This is a genomic window from Flammeovirga aprica JL-4 (genome assembly GCF_012844305.1).
Taxonomy (GTDB): domain Bacteria; phylum Bacteroidota; class Bacteroidia; order Cytophagales; family Flammeovirgaceae; genus Flammeovirga; species Flammeovirga aprica.
In genome coordinates this window covers 22,012-42,153 of record NZ_JABANE010000076.1, presented here as the reverse complement: position 1 = coordinate 42,153, position 20,142 = coordinate 22,012, and the positions used below count along the sequence as shown (strand labels likewise).

The window sequence follows — 20,142 nt, the reverse complement described above, 5'->3', positions numbered from 1 at the left end:
ATGAAGATTTTATTAAATTTAAATTATCGCTGACTTACTTTTTGTCTAATTTAATGTCGGTGAGTAGTTACAAAATTTCAATACGATTACTAAATCAATTTTGTTATTGGCATGTCCATTTTTTTTGGTTGGTACTGCATTAATGACCTATTCCTTTGTTGACCCATTGTTCGATTCATCGAGTTTAGGAAGTTCTGAAAAACTAATTTCATATATAATTACAGTAATGTTGAGCCCAGCTCTTTGGGTGGGAGGACTTATTATCCATGTTGGTTTTTTAATGCTTATTACCATGGGGCCAAGTATCGTAAAGGCCTACATGGATAAAAAAGAAAACTTTACAATTTCAGATGTCAGAAAGATCACTTTTGAGTATTTACCCAAAGTTTTTGTGATTTCAATACTGCTAGGCATCCTGATTATTATTTCTTCATTTTTCTTCTATCTCCCCGGCATATACGTAATGATCACCTATTCTATTGCTATTCCTATTATTGTATTTGAAGATCTTGATATAATGGGGACAATGAAAAGATGCTCTTACCTGATAAAACATAATTGGTGGTCTTCCTTTGGTTATATCTTTATGACTATGATGATCGTATCACTTATAAATCAGATCATTGGATTTGGTCTTACTGCAGTATCATTTATAGTACCTCTGCTCTACATTGGTGAAAGTATCGTACAGATTTATATGATAGTATTGATCAGCTGTTCGTGTTTAACATTGATGATCACACCATTGGTTGTGATAATTATGCAATTAGGCTTTACCGTTTTATATTTTTCATTAAAAGAAAAGAAGGAACTCACAAGCTTAGTGAGAGAAGTTGAATTGATGGCGTAGCTATTTCCTTTTTGATTGAAACCTTAGTATTTATTGCTGTAATCACCTTTACTGCATCTATACTATACAACTTCATCTCCCATTACTACAACATATTATTTTTCTAAGTATCATCGTCTTCTTTTTCCCTTTAAAAAAGAGAAAGAAGTCTTGCTTAATAAGTGTTGTAGAAAATAGAACATGAACACTGGGGAATTATAGTATCAATGTAATCATTTCATTCAGGTTTTTAATGAAGACAAATTTAAAATGAGAAAATATATAGTTCTAATTTACATATTCTTTGTCGCTTTTGCTGTCAATGCACAAGAGAGGGAATTCTCTAAAGAAAAGCTGAGTGATCTGAAGGAAAACGGTGATTATACTTATGAGTTACCGACACATAAAATATCAGCCAGTGAAAAATTCAGTGATTGGTTTGTAGACTACCTTTCAAAATTTTTTGATGTTGCGCCAGATATCAGCCTTGAATATGTTGTAGATATCATTAAGCTTTCCATCGCAATATTATTTATATGGGGAATATTTTTGGTTTTAAAATCAAATCATATTATTGTTTTTAGAAATCGTGAAAAATTTGATGAAAAAGGTTTCAATACTATCTATTCTCCTAACCAAGATATCATACCACTTAGCACTCAACTGAAAGAAGCTATTAAAGCAAAGGATTATCATGAAATTGTAAGACTGTATTATCTTCTTTCCATCGATCAATTGGATAAGAAAGGAATAATCAACCTGAAAAAAGTTGATCACCATAATGATATTTTACTTCAGCTAAAAGAAGAACTGATCAAAAAAACGTTTCATTCCATTGGGGTTTATTTCCAATACTGCTGGTATGGTGAATTTGATGCAAATGAGACAATCTATCAGCAAGTTAAAGATATGTACAACGATTTTGAAACTGCAGTAAGTCAATATGAAAAAGTTCAATAAGCAATACCTCATTTTAATTTTTGCTGTGGTGCTGTACCTCGTCATTAGTGTCAATTCAAAAAATGAAACAAACTGGACTGCTCATTACAATTCTAACTCCAAAGATCCCTACGGTACTAAAGCATTGATGGAACTGCTCAAGGATGAAGAGATGAAAATGAATATAAAGTATTCTAGATCCACAGCCTATGAAATATTGGTTACTGACAAAGAAGACTATTCAACCGAAAATCTTTTTATAGTAGGCAAAAAACTGACATTTGATAAAGAAAGCGTTGATGCTATGCTTCAGAGTGCATCATCAGGAAATACGATCATCATTGCCACTGAGAAACTTAATCATGACATGACGAAAGCTTTAGGGGTCGAACTTGATATTGATTACTCTAATATATCTATCAAAGAGATGATCCAAAAGAAGGATTTCAATTTTGACTTGGACACCACATTGATTGAGTTTAATGAACAGAAAGGCTATTTTTCAAGTTTTGATATGACTACTTCATTTGATAAGTATGATACTCTTGACACTGAAGTACTAGCACGCAATACCAATTTTGACGCTGTGTTTCTCAAAAAAAATGTAGATCAAGGAGCTATTTACCTTTTAAGTATACCTAAAGTTTTTACTAACATAGCACTTTTACATAATGACAATCACCTTCTTGTCAATGAAATAATAAAAGAATTTCCTGAGGGAGATTATATTAAAACGGAGTATTACTCTTTGGGAAGAAAAGGCCACAATTCACCTTTGCGTGTGCTTTTAGGGAATGATGGATTAAGAGAAGCCGTTTATTTACTGTTGTTGATCATCTTTATCTACTTGATTTTTGAAGCCAAAAGAGAACAAAGACCTATTCCTAATATCATTCCTCCTAAGAATGAAAGCCTAAAATTTGTAAATACACTTGGACAACTCTATTTAGGACAGAAAAATAACAAAAATATTCTAGACAAAAGAAAGCAGTATTTACTGAATCATATTCTTAATAAGTACAATATCAACCTAAACAAACAGGATAACTGGGAAGATTTGGAATTACTTTCATTCCGTTCTGGAATTGAAATTGAGAAAATAAAGAAGCTTTTCATCAGTTTAGACAAACTGGTAATGTACTCAATGAGCGATGAGAGTTTCAAAAATGTAAATGAATTAATAGACGACTTTTATTCAAACGAAATATAAATATGGAAGAAAATATAATTAACAAATTCACAAATAGAATTGATACTTCGGAGCTGGTTCATGAACTTAATAAACTTAGAGAAGGCATTAATAACGTTGTAAAAGGACAGCAAAAAACAATTGATCTTTTATTGACAGCCATCTTAGCAGACGGTCATGTTTTGTTGGAAGGCGTACCCGGTGTCGCTAAAACTTTAACGGCAAAAACACTGGCAACAATGATTGATGGAAAGTATTCTAGAATTCAGTTCACGCCCGATTTAATGCCTTCAGATGTTATCGGAACAAATATCTTCAATGCTTCTACCAATACTTTTGAATATAGAAAAGGACCTGTTTTCGGAAATATCGTTTTAACGGATGAGATCAATAGAGCCCCTGCCAAAACTCAAGCTTCTTTGTTTGAGGTAATGGAAGAACGTCAAATTACTTATGATGGGCAAAGATATGCAATGGAAGAACCTTTTTTAGTGATTGGTACTCAAAATCCAGTAGAACAAGAAGGCACTTATCCACTTCCTGAAGCTCAATTAGATCGTTTTCTTTTTAAAATAGATTTAGAATACCCTGAGGAACAAGATGAATTAGAGGTATTAAAAATGCATCATCAGCATCAAAACCCCTCTAATTTAATACAAGAAGAGTTTAAACTTTCTCCTGCTAAGTTGAAAGAATTTAGAGAGCTTGCCAAAAAAGTGATGGTGAAAGAGGATCTTATGACATATATCTTGCAACTGATCCGAAGAACTAGAATGAGCAGTGACCTTTATTTAGGGGCATCTCCACGTGCCGGTGTAGCTCTCCTGAATGCTTCAAAAGCTTGGGCTTGCCTTCAAGGAAGAGATTTTATCACACCTGATGATATTGCTTATGTGATAAAACCAGTTTTAAGACACCGTTTGATTATGACGGCAGAAAAAGAAATGGAAGGTGAAAATATGGACCGTATCATTGATAAGATCGTTCATTCTATCGAAGTACCTAGATAATCGGTTATGCGTTTTTATAAACAACTTTTCTTCTCAGACCGGTTCTATCAGATTGGGAGTAGTCTTGTTTTCCTTTTTATTATCGCTCACTTTGTTCCATTGCTTTATGGATTTGCAATTTTGCTTTGTTTGGCGTTTGGGGTATTGACGATTTTAGATATCATTCTTCTTTTCGGTTTGAAAAAAGATCTATATGCGGAACGTCAAACACCTGAAAAGCTATCAAACGGGGAAGAAAACGACATTCTACTTCATGCGGTCAATAAAGGAAATCAAACCCTTCACCTTGAACTGATTGATGAAGCTCCTATTGAATTTCAGCTAAAGAATCTCCGATTTAAGTTCAAATTAAAAGCAAATGAGGTAAAAGATATCTCATATACCATTGTTCCTAAAGAAAGAGGTGAATATCATTTTGGTGATCTGATTCTTTTTGTCAAATCAAAACTAGGGCTGGTCAGAAGAAAGATAAAACAGCACTGTGATATTCAATCTGTAAAGGTCTATCCTTCTTTCAGTAAGCTGAAAAAATATGAATTGATGGCCCTTAATACGGGACATATTGAGGGAGGAATTAAGAAAGTAAGGAAAATTGGACAGCAGAAAGAATTTGATCAGATAAAGGAGTATGTGGCTGGAGATGATTTTAGAACCATCAACTGGATGGCAACTGCCCGTTCACAACAATTGATGGTCAATCATTATCAAGATGAAAAAGCACAGCAGGTCTACGCAGTTTTGGATATGAGCAGAAATATGAAACTGCCTTTCAATGGAATGACATTGTTAGATTATTCGATCAATGCCAGCTTGGTTTTACTTCATATTGCTCAAGTAAAACAGGATTTGATTGGGGTTTCTGCCTTCGACTATAATAACAGTAATTTTCTGAAAGCCAGCCGAAATTCTGGACAGATGAAAAATGTACTTGAACAGCTTTATAACCTTAATCCAAGCTATAAGGAAACGGACTTTGCCAATATTACTACTTTATTGAGAAGGCAAATAAAACATAGAAGTCTCCTACTCTTTTTTACTAACATTACGCATAAGGAAAGCTTTAAAAGAAAACTCCCGTATTTAAAACGATTAGCTAAAAAACATTTGTTGGTTGTAGTATTATTTGAAGATACAGAAATCAAAAATGAGCTGAGTAAAAAAATAGAAAGCCTTGAAGATATTTATATTAAGGCGTTGCAGGAAGAAAATATTCTCGAAAGGAAATTTATGGCAAAGGAGTTACAACAAAATGGCATTCATACAATTTTGACCACTCCTGAAAAATTGAATGTCGATACGATCAACAAATACCTTGAACTAAAAGCGAGAGGGCTATTATAAAAATAGAGCATGCCTTGTGACATGCTCTATTTTTGGTTAAAAAGTAATTTTTGAATCAACGGCTAAAATCACCAATACAAAATCACTTCCTCTGCCAGAGGACCACGGTGTAAACGTTGGTTGCTCTGTCGTTTTATAATTCCCAATGACTAACTTTTCGCCAGATCTAGGATTAAACCAATAAGCTTTCACTTCCCGATTCCCTAATTCACTTAGATCTAACTGAACTGCTCTACCCCAAGGAGAATAAGCTAAAATAAAATCTTTATCCTGCCCCATAGAAGCCAAAATATAGCCTTGGTCTTCTTCATTATCGCTTAAAATTAAACGCTGATTATTTTCCATTTTCTGCCAAGGAAAGCTTGTAAATAGTTGCTTCATATATAGCATATGTTTCGAACCTGATAAATGTAAAGCCTCTTTCCATCCAGTTCTTACTTTATTGACCGGTTCTTTATCCAAAGTATACATTTGCAAAATATCATGACAACCATATGTATACCCTGCCGCTCCTGCCAACATCGTCCAGTAAGCAGTTGTTCTTACATCTGAGTCATCCATCCAGTCATGCTCTCCATCTTCCCAAAATTTCTCAAGGGAATTCTCGTAACGGGGTTCTGCTTCAATAACAGGACGAAGAGGTTTGACTTCTCTGCTTCTAAAAACAAATTCATATTCTTTAAGGTCTCTATCATGTCCGCTCTGAAACATATCAAAGTCCAGCCACGGTTCATTGACACTGTCAGTAGCCAAAAACGGAGCTGCAGGATGATAGGTAATAAGATGTCTTGTATCTTTTGATTGAATTCCTTTCGCCATCCCTTCTATCACTTCACGCTGCATTTCATCTTCTGGCATTCGATCGCCTCCCAATACCCAAATCAAGTTATTTTTATCAAGATATCTTTGGGCTACAATTTCTCCAAAACGTTCAGCATTTTCACCGTTGAAAATTATAGGACCTTCCCCCCATTTTAAATTAAACTTATCGCCCCATGTTGGAAGCAAAGCGATATACATTCCTAATTCATCTGCCTTGTCAATCACATAATCTACCAGTTCAAAATAATTCTCATTGATCTTGGTAGGATCATTATTGACCAACGGTTTATGTCCATAAGCATTGGGCGTATTCAAACCATCAAGTTCAGCCAACACTACGGTTTGTATCACTGTAAATCCTTTCGAGTGACGATCTTCCATGTATAGATCAATTTCTTCTTTTGTCAAACGATGGATCATTTCCCAAGCTGTACCGCCTAACCAGAAAAAAGGCTCATTGTCTACCGTCTCAAGGTATTTGCTGTTTTCTGAGACTTTTAAGAGTTTAGTGTTTTGAGCACTTACGGTATTAAAAAACATGCCAATACAAAGCATTAAAAAAAGTGGTCTCATATTCATTCCATTTAAGTTGTTTGCTAATTCTTACATTCATTTCATTGTAAAACTAATGGATTTATGAGATAATACCCTGTTAAAATCTGTGATATATAATAAACAATGTCCACATAAATACCCGCTAAACATTGTATCAAGTGTTATACTTGTAATTCATCAATTCTTGAATCACACTTGTTCTCAACTCATAATCATAAGAAGAAATACACGCATCAATCTCCCCTAATTTTGATTGTATTTTTCTATAGTTATTGTCCAATTCTCTATAATAATCAAGATAATTTACTGGTTTAACATAAAGCTCCTTACTCCATTCTAGCAGATCTTCAGTTTCATCATACAACTCAAGTGAGAATAATACTAAAAAGAGATTCATCAGAGGTTTTCCATCCGAAAAATCCCCATATTCATCATCCACAAGAATTTTAAAACTTTGGCCATCTATGGTGAAGTCCACATAAAATAAGTCCGCCCGGATCACCTCACTTTTTCTAATGAATATCTTATGTTGATTATAGTAACCTTTTAACTTTTCGATTTCAGGATAGCCCATTATTCACCTTCATTAGAGTCAATCGTTTGTAATTTTAGACGGTCTTTCTCCATCATCAAACGGTCTGAATTATTAATCAAAAGCCACTTTCCTTCAATATTCATCAAAACTATATAATAGGTAATATCAGAAGTCCGATCCAATTCCCCACTGTTCTCATCTATATATAATACCCTTTCAAGGTCAAGAGCAATTTCTTTATCATCTACTTTCACATGATCAATTCTATAAAAATAACTCCCGTGATCTTCCACATAAAAAATGGGGTAATCGCTATAATCTATATGTTCTAAGTTTAGATCATTTGATTGAGACACAAAAAAAGCTTCCAATTCAGCAAAGGCATTATCATTTACATACTCACCATTATCTTGCTTTCTTACTAATCCGAATATATTATCTCTATCATCAAATCTTGTCGTATAAATATCCATATCACTCATTAATAGATTGAATAAATGTGGATTGAATGCTCTGTCAATGGTGGTAAAATACTTTTGATAAAGAAATTCATGAGTATCAAGAGAGGAATGCTCTTTCATATCTACTCCAAATCGATCATTGAACTTTTCAGTCTCACCAATATTATACTCCAAATTCCCTTGCTCATTAAAAGTAAGGTAATCGTGCTGAATTTTCTGAAAAGGCATCATCCCATCTCCGTTAGGTACCTCTTTCATTCCGAAAATTTCATAGGAAACAACCAATCCATTTTTATCATTAAAATCTATTGAAATTTCATAAGGCTTGATTGTAATTGTGGCCGCATTACCGTATTGATGCAGAACAGAAATCGATGAAGTATTAATTTTATCCAATACATAGGTTCCATCCTCTTGAGGCAAAAGGGTAAAATAATTTGTGGTTCCATCTTTTGTCACTACGATAAACACCCCTTCTTCCTTTTTAAACTCAGATAACTCAAATATTTTATAGATTTCATCTGGAGCTCCTCCTAAATATTGATTCCATGTAGCATTAATATTTTCTTCCCAAGTATACCTTGGATTTAGATCTATAGGAGAAATGGGAAAGGTAATTTCAGGGACTTTCTTTACTTCAATCACTGTCGTTTTTTCAAGATGTTCCTTTTCAGTGGAATTTTCTTTTTGCTTCTTTTGATTACATGAGAAAAATAAAAATAGCGTAAGTAGCAGTAGTAAAATTTTCATAGCAAGTTTCGAGTAAGTAAAATTGAATAGAGAATATTATAATTTAATAAGATTAGGTCTTACATTCAATTATACAACTTGATGAATACAAAAAAGGCCCTTCAAATTCTTGAAGAGCCCTTAATACTAATATGTCAAGGTATTTCAGATTTTATTTTTGATAAGGTCAAGTACTAGGACAAAAGTAAACGAGTGTTTCTTGCACCATAGTTAAAACTATGGACAGGTGATAAGGCAACCTAACCAAGACTAAAGTCTTGAAGGTCGTGATAACGGAGATAACACTTTAGTGTTGTCGGAGTAAATATACTAGCCCATGACTTCAGTCATGGTGAACGAAATTTTTGTTCCATTTCTTTTGTCACACTACTCAACTATTCTTTAGTCACCTCTGCCTTCTCCATTCTTAAAGACTTCCAATTGGAGTTGCCATGATGCATCACTTCCTGAAATTCTTTAAAAATCGCATCCAAAATTTTATCATCATTTCTTTGTTGCTCATCCATCATTTTCATTTTAAGTTGAATGGCACGCAGTTGATTTCTTGATTCGCCATAATTGATCCAAAGCTGTTTATGATTATAAAAACCATCCCAAGCGGCTAAAACAGTAGTTACTCCACTCAATAAAAGTGTGAGTATTTTTGCATGCAATTGGTATTCTTCTGGGACATCGCTAGAGATTGCCACCAAAATAGTGATCAATGCAGAAGCTATGGCTATTCCCAAGTAAATTCTGAATGACTTTAATTTATTTTCCTGACTACGATAAGAAGCTCTATCTGCAATGGCTGAAATTTCATCAAATAGAACATCGTATTTTGCTTTTGTAGTACTCATTGTTTAGCTCAAGTATGAAAAAATTGAAGTTTTTACTTTTTGAACTATCAATTTACATAATTGAACTTTAAATATCACACCGTTTTACATTTTGGAGCTTAATTCTTTTTATTCAATTCCTCTTCTGTAGTAGCGTAGTATTTTTTCTCTTCTGCATATGGAGACTGACCTCCTGCAAAATAGTCCTTTATTTCTTGAACAGGAATTGTATCTTTTAAAGATTCAGCCGCATGGAAAATGTGATTACCATGGAAATCATGACACTGTAAACACGTATTCCATCTATTCTGCCCGATCAATTCTTTGTGTGATACTTCTAATGGATCATTTTTCATTTCTGTATCCTCATGACATGACTTACAGTAACCAATATTAGTCTGCGTAATACGAACGCCATTATGTTCCTGATGACATGATTCACATTCGGTAACTCCTATATCTTTTCTGGCTTGAGCAAAACGAGGTTCTTCAAAACGGTGCAATGGATGTCTGTCGTTTGCTCTGTCATGACAATCCAAACATTTTGTATTATCTACATTCTGTGTTCCAAAATCTGCCTCTGATCTTCTTAAACCTACTGTGTGCATTAAATTGGCTTGTGCTTGCTGAAAAACATTTCCTTTTGCTGGAGTATGGCAAGTTTCGCATTGGAGATTTTCATGCCCTGTATTTAATGGTCCTTTGGACAGAAAATCATCATTTTGAGGAAGAGAAAGCGTAACATAAGTAATGGCAGAAATAAAAATCCCTGTACATATCCCTATGAACTGCCTTTTTCTTTTTCTACTTATTTTAAACATTGTATTGATGCCTTTTTAAAGTTTTTTTGGGAGAGAATCAAATGCTACAAGGTTGACTTTTGCTAACTCCCATAACGCATTGTGAAAACCATTCATGTAGCATTGATTCAATAAGATCTTATATTTTGAAAATGAAAATTATGCATATTCAATCACCACATTATTGGTAACTGGATTACAAATACAAGGCAGTATATAACCTTCATCTACCTCCTTAGGTGTAAGAACATGTCCTTTTCGCATATACACTTCACCTGAAGTCACCTTCGCTTTACAGCTGCCGCATATGCCATCCATACAGACATATGGAAGTTTTAATTTTTCATCCAATGCTGCTTCTAGAATATTACTTTTTGCTAGAACTGTAAATTGATGAGAAGCACCTTTATGCTTGATTTCAATTTCTCTATTTTCCAAGAAGGCACCTTGGGTTTGCATTTCTTGAGCTGTTGGAGGCGGTGCTGAAAAACGTTCGATATGAATAAACTGTTCTGGAACATTACATAACTTCAAACCTTCTTCCGCCTCATTCATCATTCCTGAAGGACCACAAATGTAATATTCAGTTTCTTCCACCGCCCATTTAGGCACTTTCTCTAAGTAAACGGGCACTTGTGTCCTCTCTACTCTTCCTTTGTAACAATCACTGAAATCACCTGGTTTTTCAAGAATATGAATCAGATTTAAACGTTCTGAGAATTCGCTTTTCAGATTAGCCAAAAGTTCATTGAATATGATCGATTCAATATCTCTATTCCCATAAAATAAGGAAACAATACTTTTAGGCTCTTTATATAAAGTTGATTTTAAAATAGAAAACAAAGGTGTAATTCCACTACCTGCACCAAATAATACAATATGTCTCTTTGCATTAGGGTCGGGTTCCATTGTGAATTCACCCATTGGGTAAAGTACCTTTATTTTATCTCCTTTTTTTACAGTATCAAAAAGGAAATTGGACACTTTACCATCTTTAATTCTCTTCACTGTCACACTAATCGTTTGATCCACTTTAGGTGCACTATTTAGAGAATAACAACGTCTGATCACTTTACCATCAATGTTGACCAATAGTGTCAGAAATTGTCCTGGAGTATATTTTATTTTTTTGAAAAAAGGCTGTTTGAAATGTATACTGATGGCATCACTTGTTTCTTTGATGACATCAACAACTTTTAGCGTTTTAATTTTTTCCATGGGAGTTGATTTAAAGGATTATTCGTAAAAGAAAACGACCCAAATATGATAGAAAGTAAGAGAAGTGATAAACACCGACAAAGAGACATGTACAATCATCCAACCTTGAAAAAAGAGCTGTGATTTGCTTCTAATAACATCAAAATTGAACATTCCCATTATGAAATTACTAAAGAACGTAATACTCAACACTAGTAGATAGGCAAAGCCTAATTCCATGGAATGTACATAAAAAATCAATGGTGTAAATGCTCCAAGCCAGTTATGTATTTTATGAAATACAATAGATTTATCTTCCCACCTTGGTACACTCCTTACCAAACTTAAAGTCCACTGAAAGAGGATGACAAGCAAAACCCCCAGTCCGGACCACCTTCTGTACATTTGCTCCTCCTGCAACTCATATAAAGCTTCCCATCTCAATTCAAATACATCTTGAATTACAAATAAAGCAAACAGAAAAGAGCCTATATATATAAATTTTAATTTATGCATAACCAAAATATTTAAATGTAGACTCCCCTCAAAAGATGAAAAGTAGATTAGAATAGATATACGTATTTGTAAAAAAAATATGAAACCTAGAGGGGAGTCGCACAACAACAGGTAATTAAGTACTTGGACTTAACAGATTACAATTTCAGAATACCGTTTAATGTTTCTTCAGAAGTCAATAATCCTACACTGTCTAAGAAGATATTTGGACTAGGCAATTGATAACCACCTGATGGCCACTCTTCTCCTACTACAGGAATATCGCTTTCTTTGAATGTTTTAGTTTTGTCAATATATTTTTGGAATGTATTAGCAGCTCCGTTTCTGTAAGCCATAATAATACCTTCTAATTCTTCAAAACTTACTGAATCTTCAGGATACGTCCATGTTGTAGCACCTTGAATATCACCCAATACCCAATCTGATTTAGTAGTTTCAGGGTGTTGGTTGTGACAGCTTACACATGCACCAGCAGAAGCAAAATCAGGGAACATTGCTGTATATAATTTATTTTCCGCATCGTAGAAGAACTTTGGTTTTTCGTCCTTTCTCATTTCAGCAAATAACTCTGCTTGCTTACCTTTGAACTTATTTGATTTTCTAATCGGGAAGTCTGAACCTAAGAATAATCCTAAAGGCACCTCACCTTTCTTACGGATATCACCTGCAATTCCTCTTAAAAATAATGCTGGAAGTGGACCTGCTTCAATGTGATCTTTTTCCCAATCCTCATCGAATTTCAATCCTTTTTTCTTACCTGCACCAACAATTGCTTTTGTATAAAGTGTTCTTGCAACATCGTTTTCCTTTGATACAATTGTAAATGCTTCTTCAATAGAATATTTTTTATTGGATACCTCAGCGGTAGAATCCTCTGGCAATGGCTGGCAATTATAAAATCCTACAGTGGTTAATGATAGTAGAATATAACTTTGTAGCTTATTAAATTTGAAGAAAGTTTTCATGAATCTATTTTTTAGTGTTTAAATGTTTGTTTAAAGTTTTTTTGGGAGTTGTTGTAGGAAGTAATAGTAGCAAAGGAGCCATGGCGAATGAACCCCTCTGCTATGGAACTATATTACTCAAGAAAAGAGATTTTCAATTTTAAGAAAGACTATTCTTCTACTGTTTCAACAGTAGCTGCAGCATCTTTCATTGTAGTAGCTAACACTACATATACAGTGGTCCAAGCCTCTTTCACTTCCTCATTCCAGTTGTCACCAAGACCTGTCTCCAAAGTGTATAATAAAGCGGCAGCCACAGTATCATAATGAGAATCCTCTACATTATAACCTACGTGTCTTTTACCTAAATCCTGTACTACAGGCACTAAAGCTTCCAAGTTGTTCAAGCCATTTACAGCGGCCGCCAACATTGACATCAACTTTTTACCCTGTTCTGCCATGTCTGATGTAAACATAGATTTAAGCGAAGGGTCCAGCTCAAAAAGTTTTGCATAAAAGATTTCCGCGGCTTTGTCTGCGATTGGAGCGACCATTGCAAATGTACTTTGCACTAACTCAATTTGTTTTGCGGAAACTGGTCCTTCTTCTTTTTTTGTTTTCTTGCCGAAAAGTGATTTAAAAAAACCCATAGTAAATTAAATTTTTGAAGTGTGAATACTAGGCTCTTCAAGCATAAAAAGTGCTTTGAGTGCCTCATTTAAAGTAGCAACATTACCTTGCTTACAAGCTTCTTTGAGTTGTAGTGTTGGGAGTTGTACAATCTTTTGAATCATCCTATTCGAAACCCTTTCTATGGCCTCCAATTCAGACGAATTAAATTCTTTTTTAAAAGTAGCTAACGAATCTCTCCTTACCTCTTCTAATGCATTTTTTAAAAGTAATACAGTAGGTGTGAAATAAGTTTCTTTGAGCCACCCGTTGAATTTGATCAGTTCCTCCTGAAAAATTACGTTGACATCAGGTAATGCGGCCTTACGCAATTTTATCGTTTCATCCAGTTGCAACCCCAGATCATCAATATTCAATACTTTAGTACCTACCTTATTAAATGCTGGAGAAACTGTTCTTGGAGAACACAAATCAATGATTAACTGAGGTGATTTCGCTTTTGATGTTGTTGGCTCATAAACTATTTTCTCGTGATGAGCTGATGTTATTACAACATCAAATTCTGATAGTTTATCTATATGCTGTTTGTAGTCTATTACTTCGAAACCAAATGTTTTATTGATTTGAAGAGACCTTTCAACAGATCTATTTGTAATTGAAACGTTCTTGATTTCTTTTTTCTGAAGATATTGACAAACATCTTTTCCCATCTCTCCTAACCCTATAATCAATACTTTAGCTTCAGGCTGATGCGTACAAAACTCATCCGTTACCTTCACTGCAGCGTATCCATTCGAACTTATTCCTTTCTTAAAGGATGTTTCATTTGAAATTCTTTTATGGAAATGAAAGAAGGTGTGCATCAAACGATGTAAAAAAGCCTGACACATATTTTCATCTGTTGCAGATTGATAGGCATTCTTCAGTTGTCCGTATATTTGCAAATCGCCGAGTAATAGTGAATTCACACCTATCCCAGTAGAAAATAAATACTCTACAGCATCATCACCTTCTTTATCGTCAATATATTGAGTGTATTGATCCGAAGGAATAAGACATTTTAAAGCACAGAGTAACTTTAGAATATCTGTAGTTTGCGATAATTTAGAGACATAATATACTTCAACTCTGTTACAAGTTGACAACACAATGGCTTCCTCTATTGATAGCACCTCTTTTAATTTTTGTAAGAAATGCTTTACCTCTAAATTATTTAAAGAAAATTTTTCACGTACCAACACAGTAGCTTTATGATGCGATATGGAAAATAGCTTTAAATCATTTGTCATGTTAATTCGAGTGTTATGAGAGTTGTTTTCATAGTGTGCGTTAGCTTGCTATGTATTACAAATGTAGAGGGATTAAAAAAGGCAAACTATGTCATATTTCATTGTTAATCTAGTTTTTTAAGGGGTAAAAAACTGTTTTTCAGCAGGAAATATTACGTAACACTTTAAGTATATATACTTATACAAATGTAGTTAAACTGGCCATTAAATACGTATATACACTTTGTTTTATACTTACAAATAATCCTTTATTTTTATTTACTTACCTATTACTTAAAAAACTACAGTTTTTATTATTTTGTTTTTTGCACCATATTTTTTGAGTTTCTATTTCTCACCTTACCTAAATTAAAATCTAATGTACATCCATAATTAACTTCTTGACTTAGTACTAAAAATGGAGAAAAGGAAATGCCGAAAAACCTTGAAAAAGGTATTTCTAACTTAGGTTTTAAAATCAAACCTGCACTCCAATAACTCTCTTGTTCATAAAGATAATTTTCAAGAAATGCTCCCTGATTTACCCAAACCCAATTGGATGGAGATTGCTTCTCACTAATTGATAAACCTAACATTAGATTCGCCCTTACATCTTTATCTTTACTCAATATGAATGTTCTACCGACAAGAAATTGAAATATATTAGTATAATCCATGGGTCTGTTCGTTCCAAAAGTAAAGATGCCGTTTATGACTCCCATGTCATAGTCCTCTGGAGTGGATTTAGCATTTCTCATTCCAGATAACCCGGAGATACCAATGGAATACTTTTCATTAATTATATAATCAAGGCTTACACCAAAGTAGAAATAGTCACCTCCTCCAATTGAAGGACTGATGTACAATGCATCATCTTTTAAAAACTGTCCGAAAGAAGCAAGAGATGTTAGAGTAAAAGCTAGCGTTAAAAAGAGATTTTTCATAAATATTAGTTTTTATAATTTGCTTTGCATTAAGACAAATAAGAATTGTAATTAGACATAAGTAATAAGAAAATTAGTTATCAATTATTTTTGGCTTAGTATTTAGACGATTTTCAGATAGTATATTTGAGTTTAAAAAATTAATATGTCTAGGTCAAATTAAATCCTAGTACATCTTTTTATAATGAAGAGCTATGAGCAATAAAGCATCCAAAGAAGATATAGAAAAAACATTCGGACACCGACTAAGAGTGAGAGTCTGTGGTGTATTGGTAGAAAATGATAAAATATTGATGGCTGTACATCATGGTATTGGTAAAAGAGGTATTTTCTGGGCTCCTCCTGGCGGTGGTTTAGAATATGGAGAATCTGTGGAAGGAGCTTTGAAAAGGGAGTTCCTGGAAGAAACAGGTCTTGAGGTTGAAATTGATGAATTTATGTTTACTCATGAGTTTTTTGATCTTCCATTACATGGTATCGAACTTTTTTTTAGGGTGAAAAGAGTGAAAGGTGAATTGGTGACGGGAATTGACCCTGAAATGGCAGAAGACAAACAAACGATTGATAATATGGTCTTTACTTCTTTTGAAGAACTAAAGGAAAAACATGTAGATGAAAAGCATCATTTGTTCCGTCATTGTAATTCTTTTGAAGAACTCATCAAAATGCGAGGATTTTATACGAATTTGAAAGAAAATTCATAGATTTACAGGTTAGAATCGAAGGGGTAAATTTCCCCGTAATGAATTCTAGAAATAGAAAATGGCAAAAGTAAGCATATTACAAAGTCAATTACTTGACATTACGATAAGTAGACTGAGTCAACAGTTGATTGAGAATCATGGAGACTTCTCGAATACTGTGATTATTGGTCTTCAGCAAGGCGGTATTATTCTTTCTGAAAGAATAAAGAAACGTATTTTAGAACTGGCAAAGATAGAAGTTCCTTTGGGTCAGTTGGATATTACTTTTCACCGCGATGACTTCAGAAGAGGTCAAAGTATCCTCACTCCTAGTAAAACCGATATTCCTTTCCTAGTAGAAGATATGAATGTTATTCTTATCGATGACGTAGTCTTTACAGGAAGATCTATCCGTTCGGCTTTAGATGCTATGATGGCATTTGGTCGTCCTAGAAAAGTGGAGCTACTTTGTTTAGTAGACAGAAAATATAGCCGTGATTTACCGATTGAACCTACTTACGTTGGTAAGGTGGTCAATTCAATTCAATCACAATACATTCAAGCAGAATGGAAAGAGGAGGGTCATCAGGAAGATAACCTTTGGCTTATTAATCAATAATTTTACAACGGCGTTCGTTAGAATGACCGTTTTTTTATATACATCAATTTCTTGCAGATATTCATATAATGTTAAGTCAGAAACATCTACTTGGAATAAAAGATCTCACTAGAGAAGACTTAGAACTGATCTTTCAAACCGCCGATCAATTTAAAGAGGTGATTAATCGCCCCATCAAAAAAGTCCCTTCTCTGAGAGATATTACTATCGCCAATGTTTTCTTTGAAAACTCAACCCGTACAAAATTATCTTTCGAGCTGGCTGAAAAAAGACTATCAGCAGATGTGATTAACTTCTCTTCGAGTGGTAGTTCAGTAAAAAAGGGAGAAACCCTTCTTGATACGGTCAACAATATCTTATCTATGAAAGTAGATATGATTGTGATGCGTCACTCTAGCCCTGGTGCTCCTCACTTCCTGGCTAAGCATATTGATGCTACGATCTTAAACGCTGGTGATGGTACACACGAACACCCTACTCAAGCGATCTTAGATACTTACTCTATTCGTGAGAAATTAGGAACTGTGGAAGGTAAGAAAGTCGTAATTGTGGGTGACATCCTTCACTCTCGTGTGGCATTATCCAATATCTTCGCTTTACAAAAGCTTGGTGCTGAAGTAATGGTTTGCGGACCTCATACTTTAATTCCTAAATACATCAAAGATCTTGGCGTTATCGTTGAGCATGATTTGATGAAAGCTTTGAAATGGTGTGATGTAGCCAATATGCTTCGTATTCAAATGGAAAGACAATTGGTAAAGAACTTCCCATCGGTAAGAGAATATTCTCAGAACTTTGGATTGACAAAAGAGATTTTAGAATCATTGGATAAAGAAATCGTTGTGATGCACCCAGGTCCAATCAACAGAGGTGTGGAAATCACTTCTGATGTGGCGGATGCTGAAAATGCGATCATCCTTGATCAAGTAGAGAACGGCGTAGCTACTCGTATGGCGGCGTTGTACTTGTTGGCAGGGAAGAAAGATGTTTAGTCTTATCTAAGCAAAAATATAGATGGCAGTTATCATGAATATGGTGACTGCCTTTTTTTGTGTTTTGACGTGGGTTGGTCGTGGGTTTCTAGTGGTTCGCAAGGACGTTTTACTAAAACGTCCCTACAGGGAGTACATCCGTTTGGTTATTATTTTGAAAATTATTTCGTTATGATGACTTACTTAGATTGAAAGAGTGCCGATTTGTAGGGATGTTACATTGCAAATTCCACTGAACCACAAGCTAAACCTACATAAAATTCGATTCAAAAAAAGTCGCTCCCAGATTTTACTCCAAAAGCGACTCATATATTTTAATCTAAGATTGATTACCCTTTCAAGAGGTCCACAATCTCATCTGCTGAAAGCATATTCTGCTCGCCTGTACTCATGTTTTTCAATGAGTATTTATTTTGAGCCATTTCATCTTCCCAAGCTAAAACTACATACTGAATACCTTTTTTGTTCGCAAAGTTCATTTGCTTTTTCATTTTGGCATTATCAGGATATAATTCAGCAGAGATTCCAGCATTACGCAATTTTTGTAACAATGGTAATGAATAGTCTCTTCCTTGATCATCAAAGTTTGTCAACATTACTTTTGTTGTCTCAACAGCTGATGACGGATATAAATCCAACTCCTCTAAAACGTCATAGATTCTATCTACACCAAATGAGAAACCAACGCCAGACATTCCGTCTAAACCGAATACGCCAGTAAGGTTATCATAACGACCACCGCCACTGATGGAACCCATATTGGCATTGTTTACCTTCACTTCGAAGATCGCACCTGTATAGTATGAAAGACCACGAGCAAGAGTTACATCAAATTCTACTTTTTCAGTAGGAACACCCATTTTAGTTGTGTAATTGAATACTTCTTCCAACTCCGCTAAACCTTTCAATCCTACTTCTGAAGAAGCTAAAAACGTTTTCATCTTCTCGATTCGCTCGGCAGTTGAACCGCTCATTTCATAGATTGGCGATAATTGATCTACTGCTTCTTGTGTAAAACCTCTTTGTTCTACTAATTCAAGGTTTACTTTCTCCACACCGATCTTGTCCAATTTATCGATCGCAACACAAAGTTCTGACTCTTTACCGTTTTCACCGATAGCTTCAGCGATACCTGTCAAGACTTTTCTGTTGTTCAACTTGATCGTGTGATCTGTGATTTGAAGATTCGTCAACGCCTCACCCATCATTGCTAGGATTTCAGCTTCACATAATAATGAATCTGTTCCTACCACATCGGCATCACATTGATAGAATTCTCTATAACGTCCTCTTTGAGGTCTGTCTGCTCTCCAAACAGGTTGAACTTGATATCTTTTAAATGGAAAGCTTAATGTACCTTGGTTCATCACAACGTATCTTGCGAAAGGTACTGTAAGGTCATATCTTAAACCTTTGTCAGAGATTTTTGGAAGCATATGCTTCGCTCCTTTTTCAAGATCATCTGCATTCACTTTTTTCAAGTAATCACCAGAGTTGACAATCTTAAATAAAAGCTGATCCCCTTCGTCACCATACTTACCTGTCAATACTGAAAGGTTTTCCATTGTTGGTGTCTCCAGGTTTTGAAAACCATATTTCTTGTAAACGTCTTTAATTGTTTCCAAAATATAAGTTCTCTTGGCCATTTGCTCGGGCCCAAAATCTCTAGTACCCTTAGGTACGCTAGGTTTCTGCTTTGCCATTTATATAATTATATAGTATTCTTTTTCTATTAAGAATGCGCAATTACATCATTTTTGAAGGAAAATGAAAATAGAATTACAATGATGACATTTATTTAGAGGGAAGTTCATTGAAATCAATATGAATTCTCTTCAAGTGTATCTAATATTGATTGCAACAAAATGTTATTGATTAGGGGTTACTTTTAACACACTTCCTTTTTCATCAAAAAAAACTGTAATTGATCCTCCTGAAAAGAAAAAATCAGAATGCTCATATATTTCTTCAAAATCCTCAACTAATAATATTTCATCATCATTTGAAAGTCTCAAAAAACAATCTTTGCTTTTTAACAATCGTTTTTTAGTCACACTAGTAACACTTTTAATAATAAGAGTTTTGTTATCATCAAAATACGCTACACTATTTTTATTATAGTACTCTATTAACATCAAATCATTTTTAATTGAAGTGTGATTACAAGCAAATAAAATAAATAGAAGTATGTTCATTTTTTTTAGTATTAGCTGTTTGATATAAACTTGATTCGTTGAGCAAGTGGAGTTACTTAAACCTTTACAAATAAACACTCCTATCCTTCAACAACAATGACAACC

The 20,142-nt window shown here is 34.3% G+C and carries 21 protein-coding genes; 8 read left to right on the top strand and 13 right to left on the bottom strand.

Features of this window, described 5'->3' with window-relative positions:
- Window positions 1-106 precede the first annotated feature (106 nt).
- The 5 genes from HHU12_RS23045 (at window position 107) to HHU12_RS23025 (ending at window position 5,308) form a co-directional block, all read left to right on the top strand.
- The gene (locus HHU12_RS23045) at window positions 107-850 is read left to right on the top strand and encodes a hypothetical protein (RefSeq protein WP_169659099.1); all 744 of its coding nucleotides are present in this window, start codon (window positions 107-109) and stop codon (window positions 848-850) included.
- A 249-nt stretch (window positions 851-1,099) separates the two neighbouring features.
- The gene (locus tag HHU12_RS23040; protein WP_169659098.1) at window positions 1,100-1,789 is read left to right on the top strand and encodes a hypothetical protein; all 690 of its coding nucleotides are present in this window, start codon (window positions 1,100-1,102) and stop codon (window positions 1,787-1,789) included.
- Window positions 1,773-2,978, top strand: coding sequence for a DUF4350 domain-containing protein (locus HHU12_RS23035; protein WP_169659097.1), 1,206 nt, complete (start codon window positions 1,773-1,775; stop codon window positions 2,976-2,978). Before HHU12_RS23040 ends, HHU12_RS23035 begins: the two co-directional genes overlap by 17 nt.
- 2 nt (window positions 2,979-2,980) lie before the next feature.
- Window positions 2,981-3,967, top strand: coding sequence for an AAA family ATPase (locus HHU12_RS23030; RefSeq protein WP_169659096.1), 987 nt, complete (start codon window positions 2,981-2,983; stop codon window positions 3,965-3,967).
- Window positions 3,968-3,973: 6 nt separating this feature from the next.
- A complete protein-coding gene (locus HHU12_RS23025) occupies window positions 3,974-5,308 on the top strand; it encodes a DUF58 domain-containing protein (RefSeq protein WP_169659095.1) in 1,335 nt (444 codons plus the stop codon).
- A gap of 36 nt (window positions 5,309-5,344) precedes the next feature.
- Here HHU12_RS23025 and HHU12_RS23020 read toward each other — a convergent pair whose 3' ends face one another.
- The 11 genes from HHU12_RS23020 to HHU12_RS22970 form a co-directional block, all read right to left on the bottom strand.
- Window positions 5,345-6,703, bottom strand: coding sequence for a glycoside hydrolase family 140 protein (locus tag HHU12_RS23020; RefSeq protein ID WP_169659094.1), 1,359 nt, complete (start codon window positions 6,701-6,703; stop codon window positions 5,345-5,347).
- A gap of 136 nt (window positions 6,704-6,839) precedes the next feature.
- Window positions 6,840-7,259: a hypothetical protein gene (locus HHU12_RS23015; RefSeq protein WP_169659093.1), complete on the bottom strand. Its 420-nt coding sequence runs from the start codon at window positions 7,257-7,259 to the stop codon at window positions 6,840-6,842.
- On the bottom strand, window positions 7,259-8,431 hold the full coding sequence (locus tag HHU12_RS23010; protein WP_169659092.1) for a hypothetical protein: 1,173 nt from the start codon (window positions 8,429-8,431) through the stop codon (window positions 7,259-7,261). The genes HHU12_RS23015 and HHU12_RS23010 overlap by 1 nt, the downstream gene beginning before the upstream one ends.
- Window positions 8,432-8,805: 374 nt before the next feature.
- The gene (locus HHU12_RS23005) at window positions 8,806-9,270 is read right to left on the bottom strand and encodes a DUF4231 domain-containing protein (protein ID WP_169659091.1); all 465 of its coding nucleotides are present in this window, start codon (window positions 9,268-9,270) and stop codon (window positions 8,806-8,808) included.
- Between the two features lie 98 nt (window positions 9,271-9,368).
- Window positions 9,369-10,070 carry a cytochrome c3 family protein gene (locus HHU12_RS23000; RefSeq protein ID WP_169659090.1) on the bottom strand — a complete coding sequence of 234 codons (702 nt, stop codon included), beginning with the start codon at window positions 10,068-10,070 and terminating at the stop codon, window positions 9,369-9,371.
- Window positions 10,071-10,208: 138 nt separating this feature from the next.
- A complete protein-coding gene (locus tag HHU12_RS22995; RefSeq protein ID WP_169659089.1) occupies window positions 10,209-11,267 on the bottom strand; it encodes a ferredoxin--NADP reductase in 1,059 nt (352 codons plus the stop codon).
- A gap of 18 nt (window positions 11,268-11,285) precedes the next feature.
- Window positions 11,286-11,762, bottom strand: a complete 477-nt coding sequence (locus HHU12_RS22990; RefSeq protein ID WP_044203818.1) for a hypothetical protein — start codon at window positions 11,760-11,762, stop codon at window positions 11,286-11,288.
- A 137-nt stretch (window positions 11,763-11,899) separates the two neighbouring features.
- On the bottom strand, window positions 11,900-12,727 hold the full coding sequence (locus HHU12_RS22985; RefSeq protein ID WP_169659088.1) for a c-type heme family protein: 828 nt from the start codon (window positions 12,725-12,727) through the stop codon (window positions 11,900-11,902).
- 149 nt (window positions 12,728-12,876) lie between these two features.
- Window positions 12,877-13,356 (bottom strand): globin family protein, encoded by a 480-nt coding sequence (locus tag HHU12_RS22980; RefSeq protein WP_169659087.1) that lies wholly within the window; start codon window positions 13,354-13,356, stop codon window positions 12,877-12,879.
- Between the two features lie 6 nt (window positions 13,357-13,362).
- A complete protein-coding gene (gene hemA, locus HHU12_RS22975) occupies window positions 13,363-14,625 on the bottom strand; it encodes a glutamyl-tRNA reductase (protein ID WP_169659086.1) in 1,263 nt (420 codons plus the stop codon).
- A gap of 293 nt (window positions 14,626-14,918) precedes the next feature.
- On the bottom strand, window positions 14,919-15,548 hold the full coding sequence (locus HHU12_RS22970; protein ID WP_169659085.1) for a hypothetical protein: 630 nt from the start codon (window positions 15,546-15,548) through the stop codon (window positions 14,919-14,921).
- Window positions 15,549-15,742: 194 nt separating this feature from the next.
- Here HHU12_RS22970 and HHU12_RS22965 point away from each other — a divergent pair, with 194 nt between their 5' ends.
- The 3 genes from HHU12_RS22965 to HHU12_RS22955 all read left to right on the top strand — a co-directional run bounded on the left by HHU12_RS22965 (window position 15,743) and on the right by HHU12_RS22955 (window position 17,842).
- On the top strand, window positions 15,743-16,252 hold the full coding sequence (locus tag HHU12_RS22965; RefSeq protein WP_169659084.1) for an NUDIX domain-containing protein: 510 nt from the start codon (window positions 15,743-15,745) through the stop codon (window positions 16,250-16,252).
- Window positions 16,253-16,310: 58 nt separating this feature from the next.
- A complete protein-coding gene (pyrR, locus tag HHU12_RS22960) occupies window positions 16,311-16,850 on the top strand; it encodes a bifunctional pyr operon transcriptional regulator/uracil phosphoribosyltransferase PyrR (protein WP_169659083.1) in 540 nt (179 codons plus the stop codon).
- 68 nt (window positions 16,851-16,918) lie between these two features.
- On the top strand, window positions 16,919-17,842 hold the full coding sequence (locus HHU12_RS22955; protein ID WP_169659082.1) for an aspartate carbamoyltransferase catalytic subunit: 924 nt from the start codon (window positions 16,919-16,921) through the stop codon (window positions 17,840-17,842).
- Window positions 17,843-18,171: 329 nt separating this feature from the next.
- Here the strand turns inward: HHU12_RS22955 and hisS are convergent, their stop codons facing one another.
- Together hisS and HHU12_RS22945 are read right to left on the bottom strand one after the other, a co-directional pair.
- Window positions 18,172-19,545 carry a histidine--tRNA ligase gene (gene hisS, locus HHU12_RS22950; RefSeq protein ID WP_169659081.1) on the bottom strand — a complete coding sequence of 458 codons (1,374 nt, stop codon included), beginning with the start codon at window positions 19,543-19,545 and terminating at the stop codon, window positions 18,172-18,174.
- Window positions 19,546-19,710: 165 nt separating this feature from the next.
- Window positions 19,711-20,037 carry a hypothetical protein gene (locus tag HHU12_RS22945; protein WP_169659080.1) on the bottom strand — a complete coding sequence of 109 codons (327 nt, stop codon included), beginning with the start codon at window positions 20,035-20,037 and terminating at the stop codon, window positions 19,711-19,713.
- Window positions 20,038-20,142 lie beyond the last annotated feature (105 nt).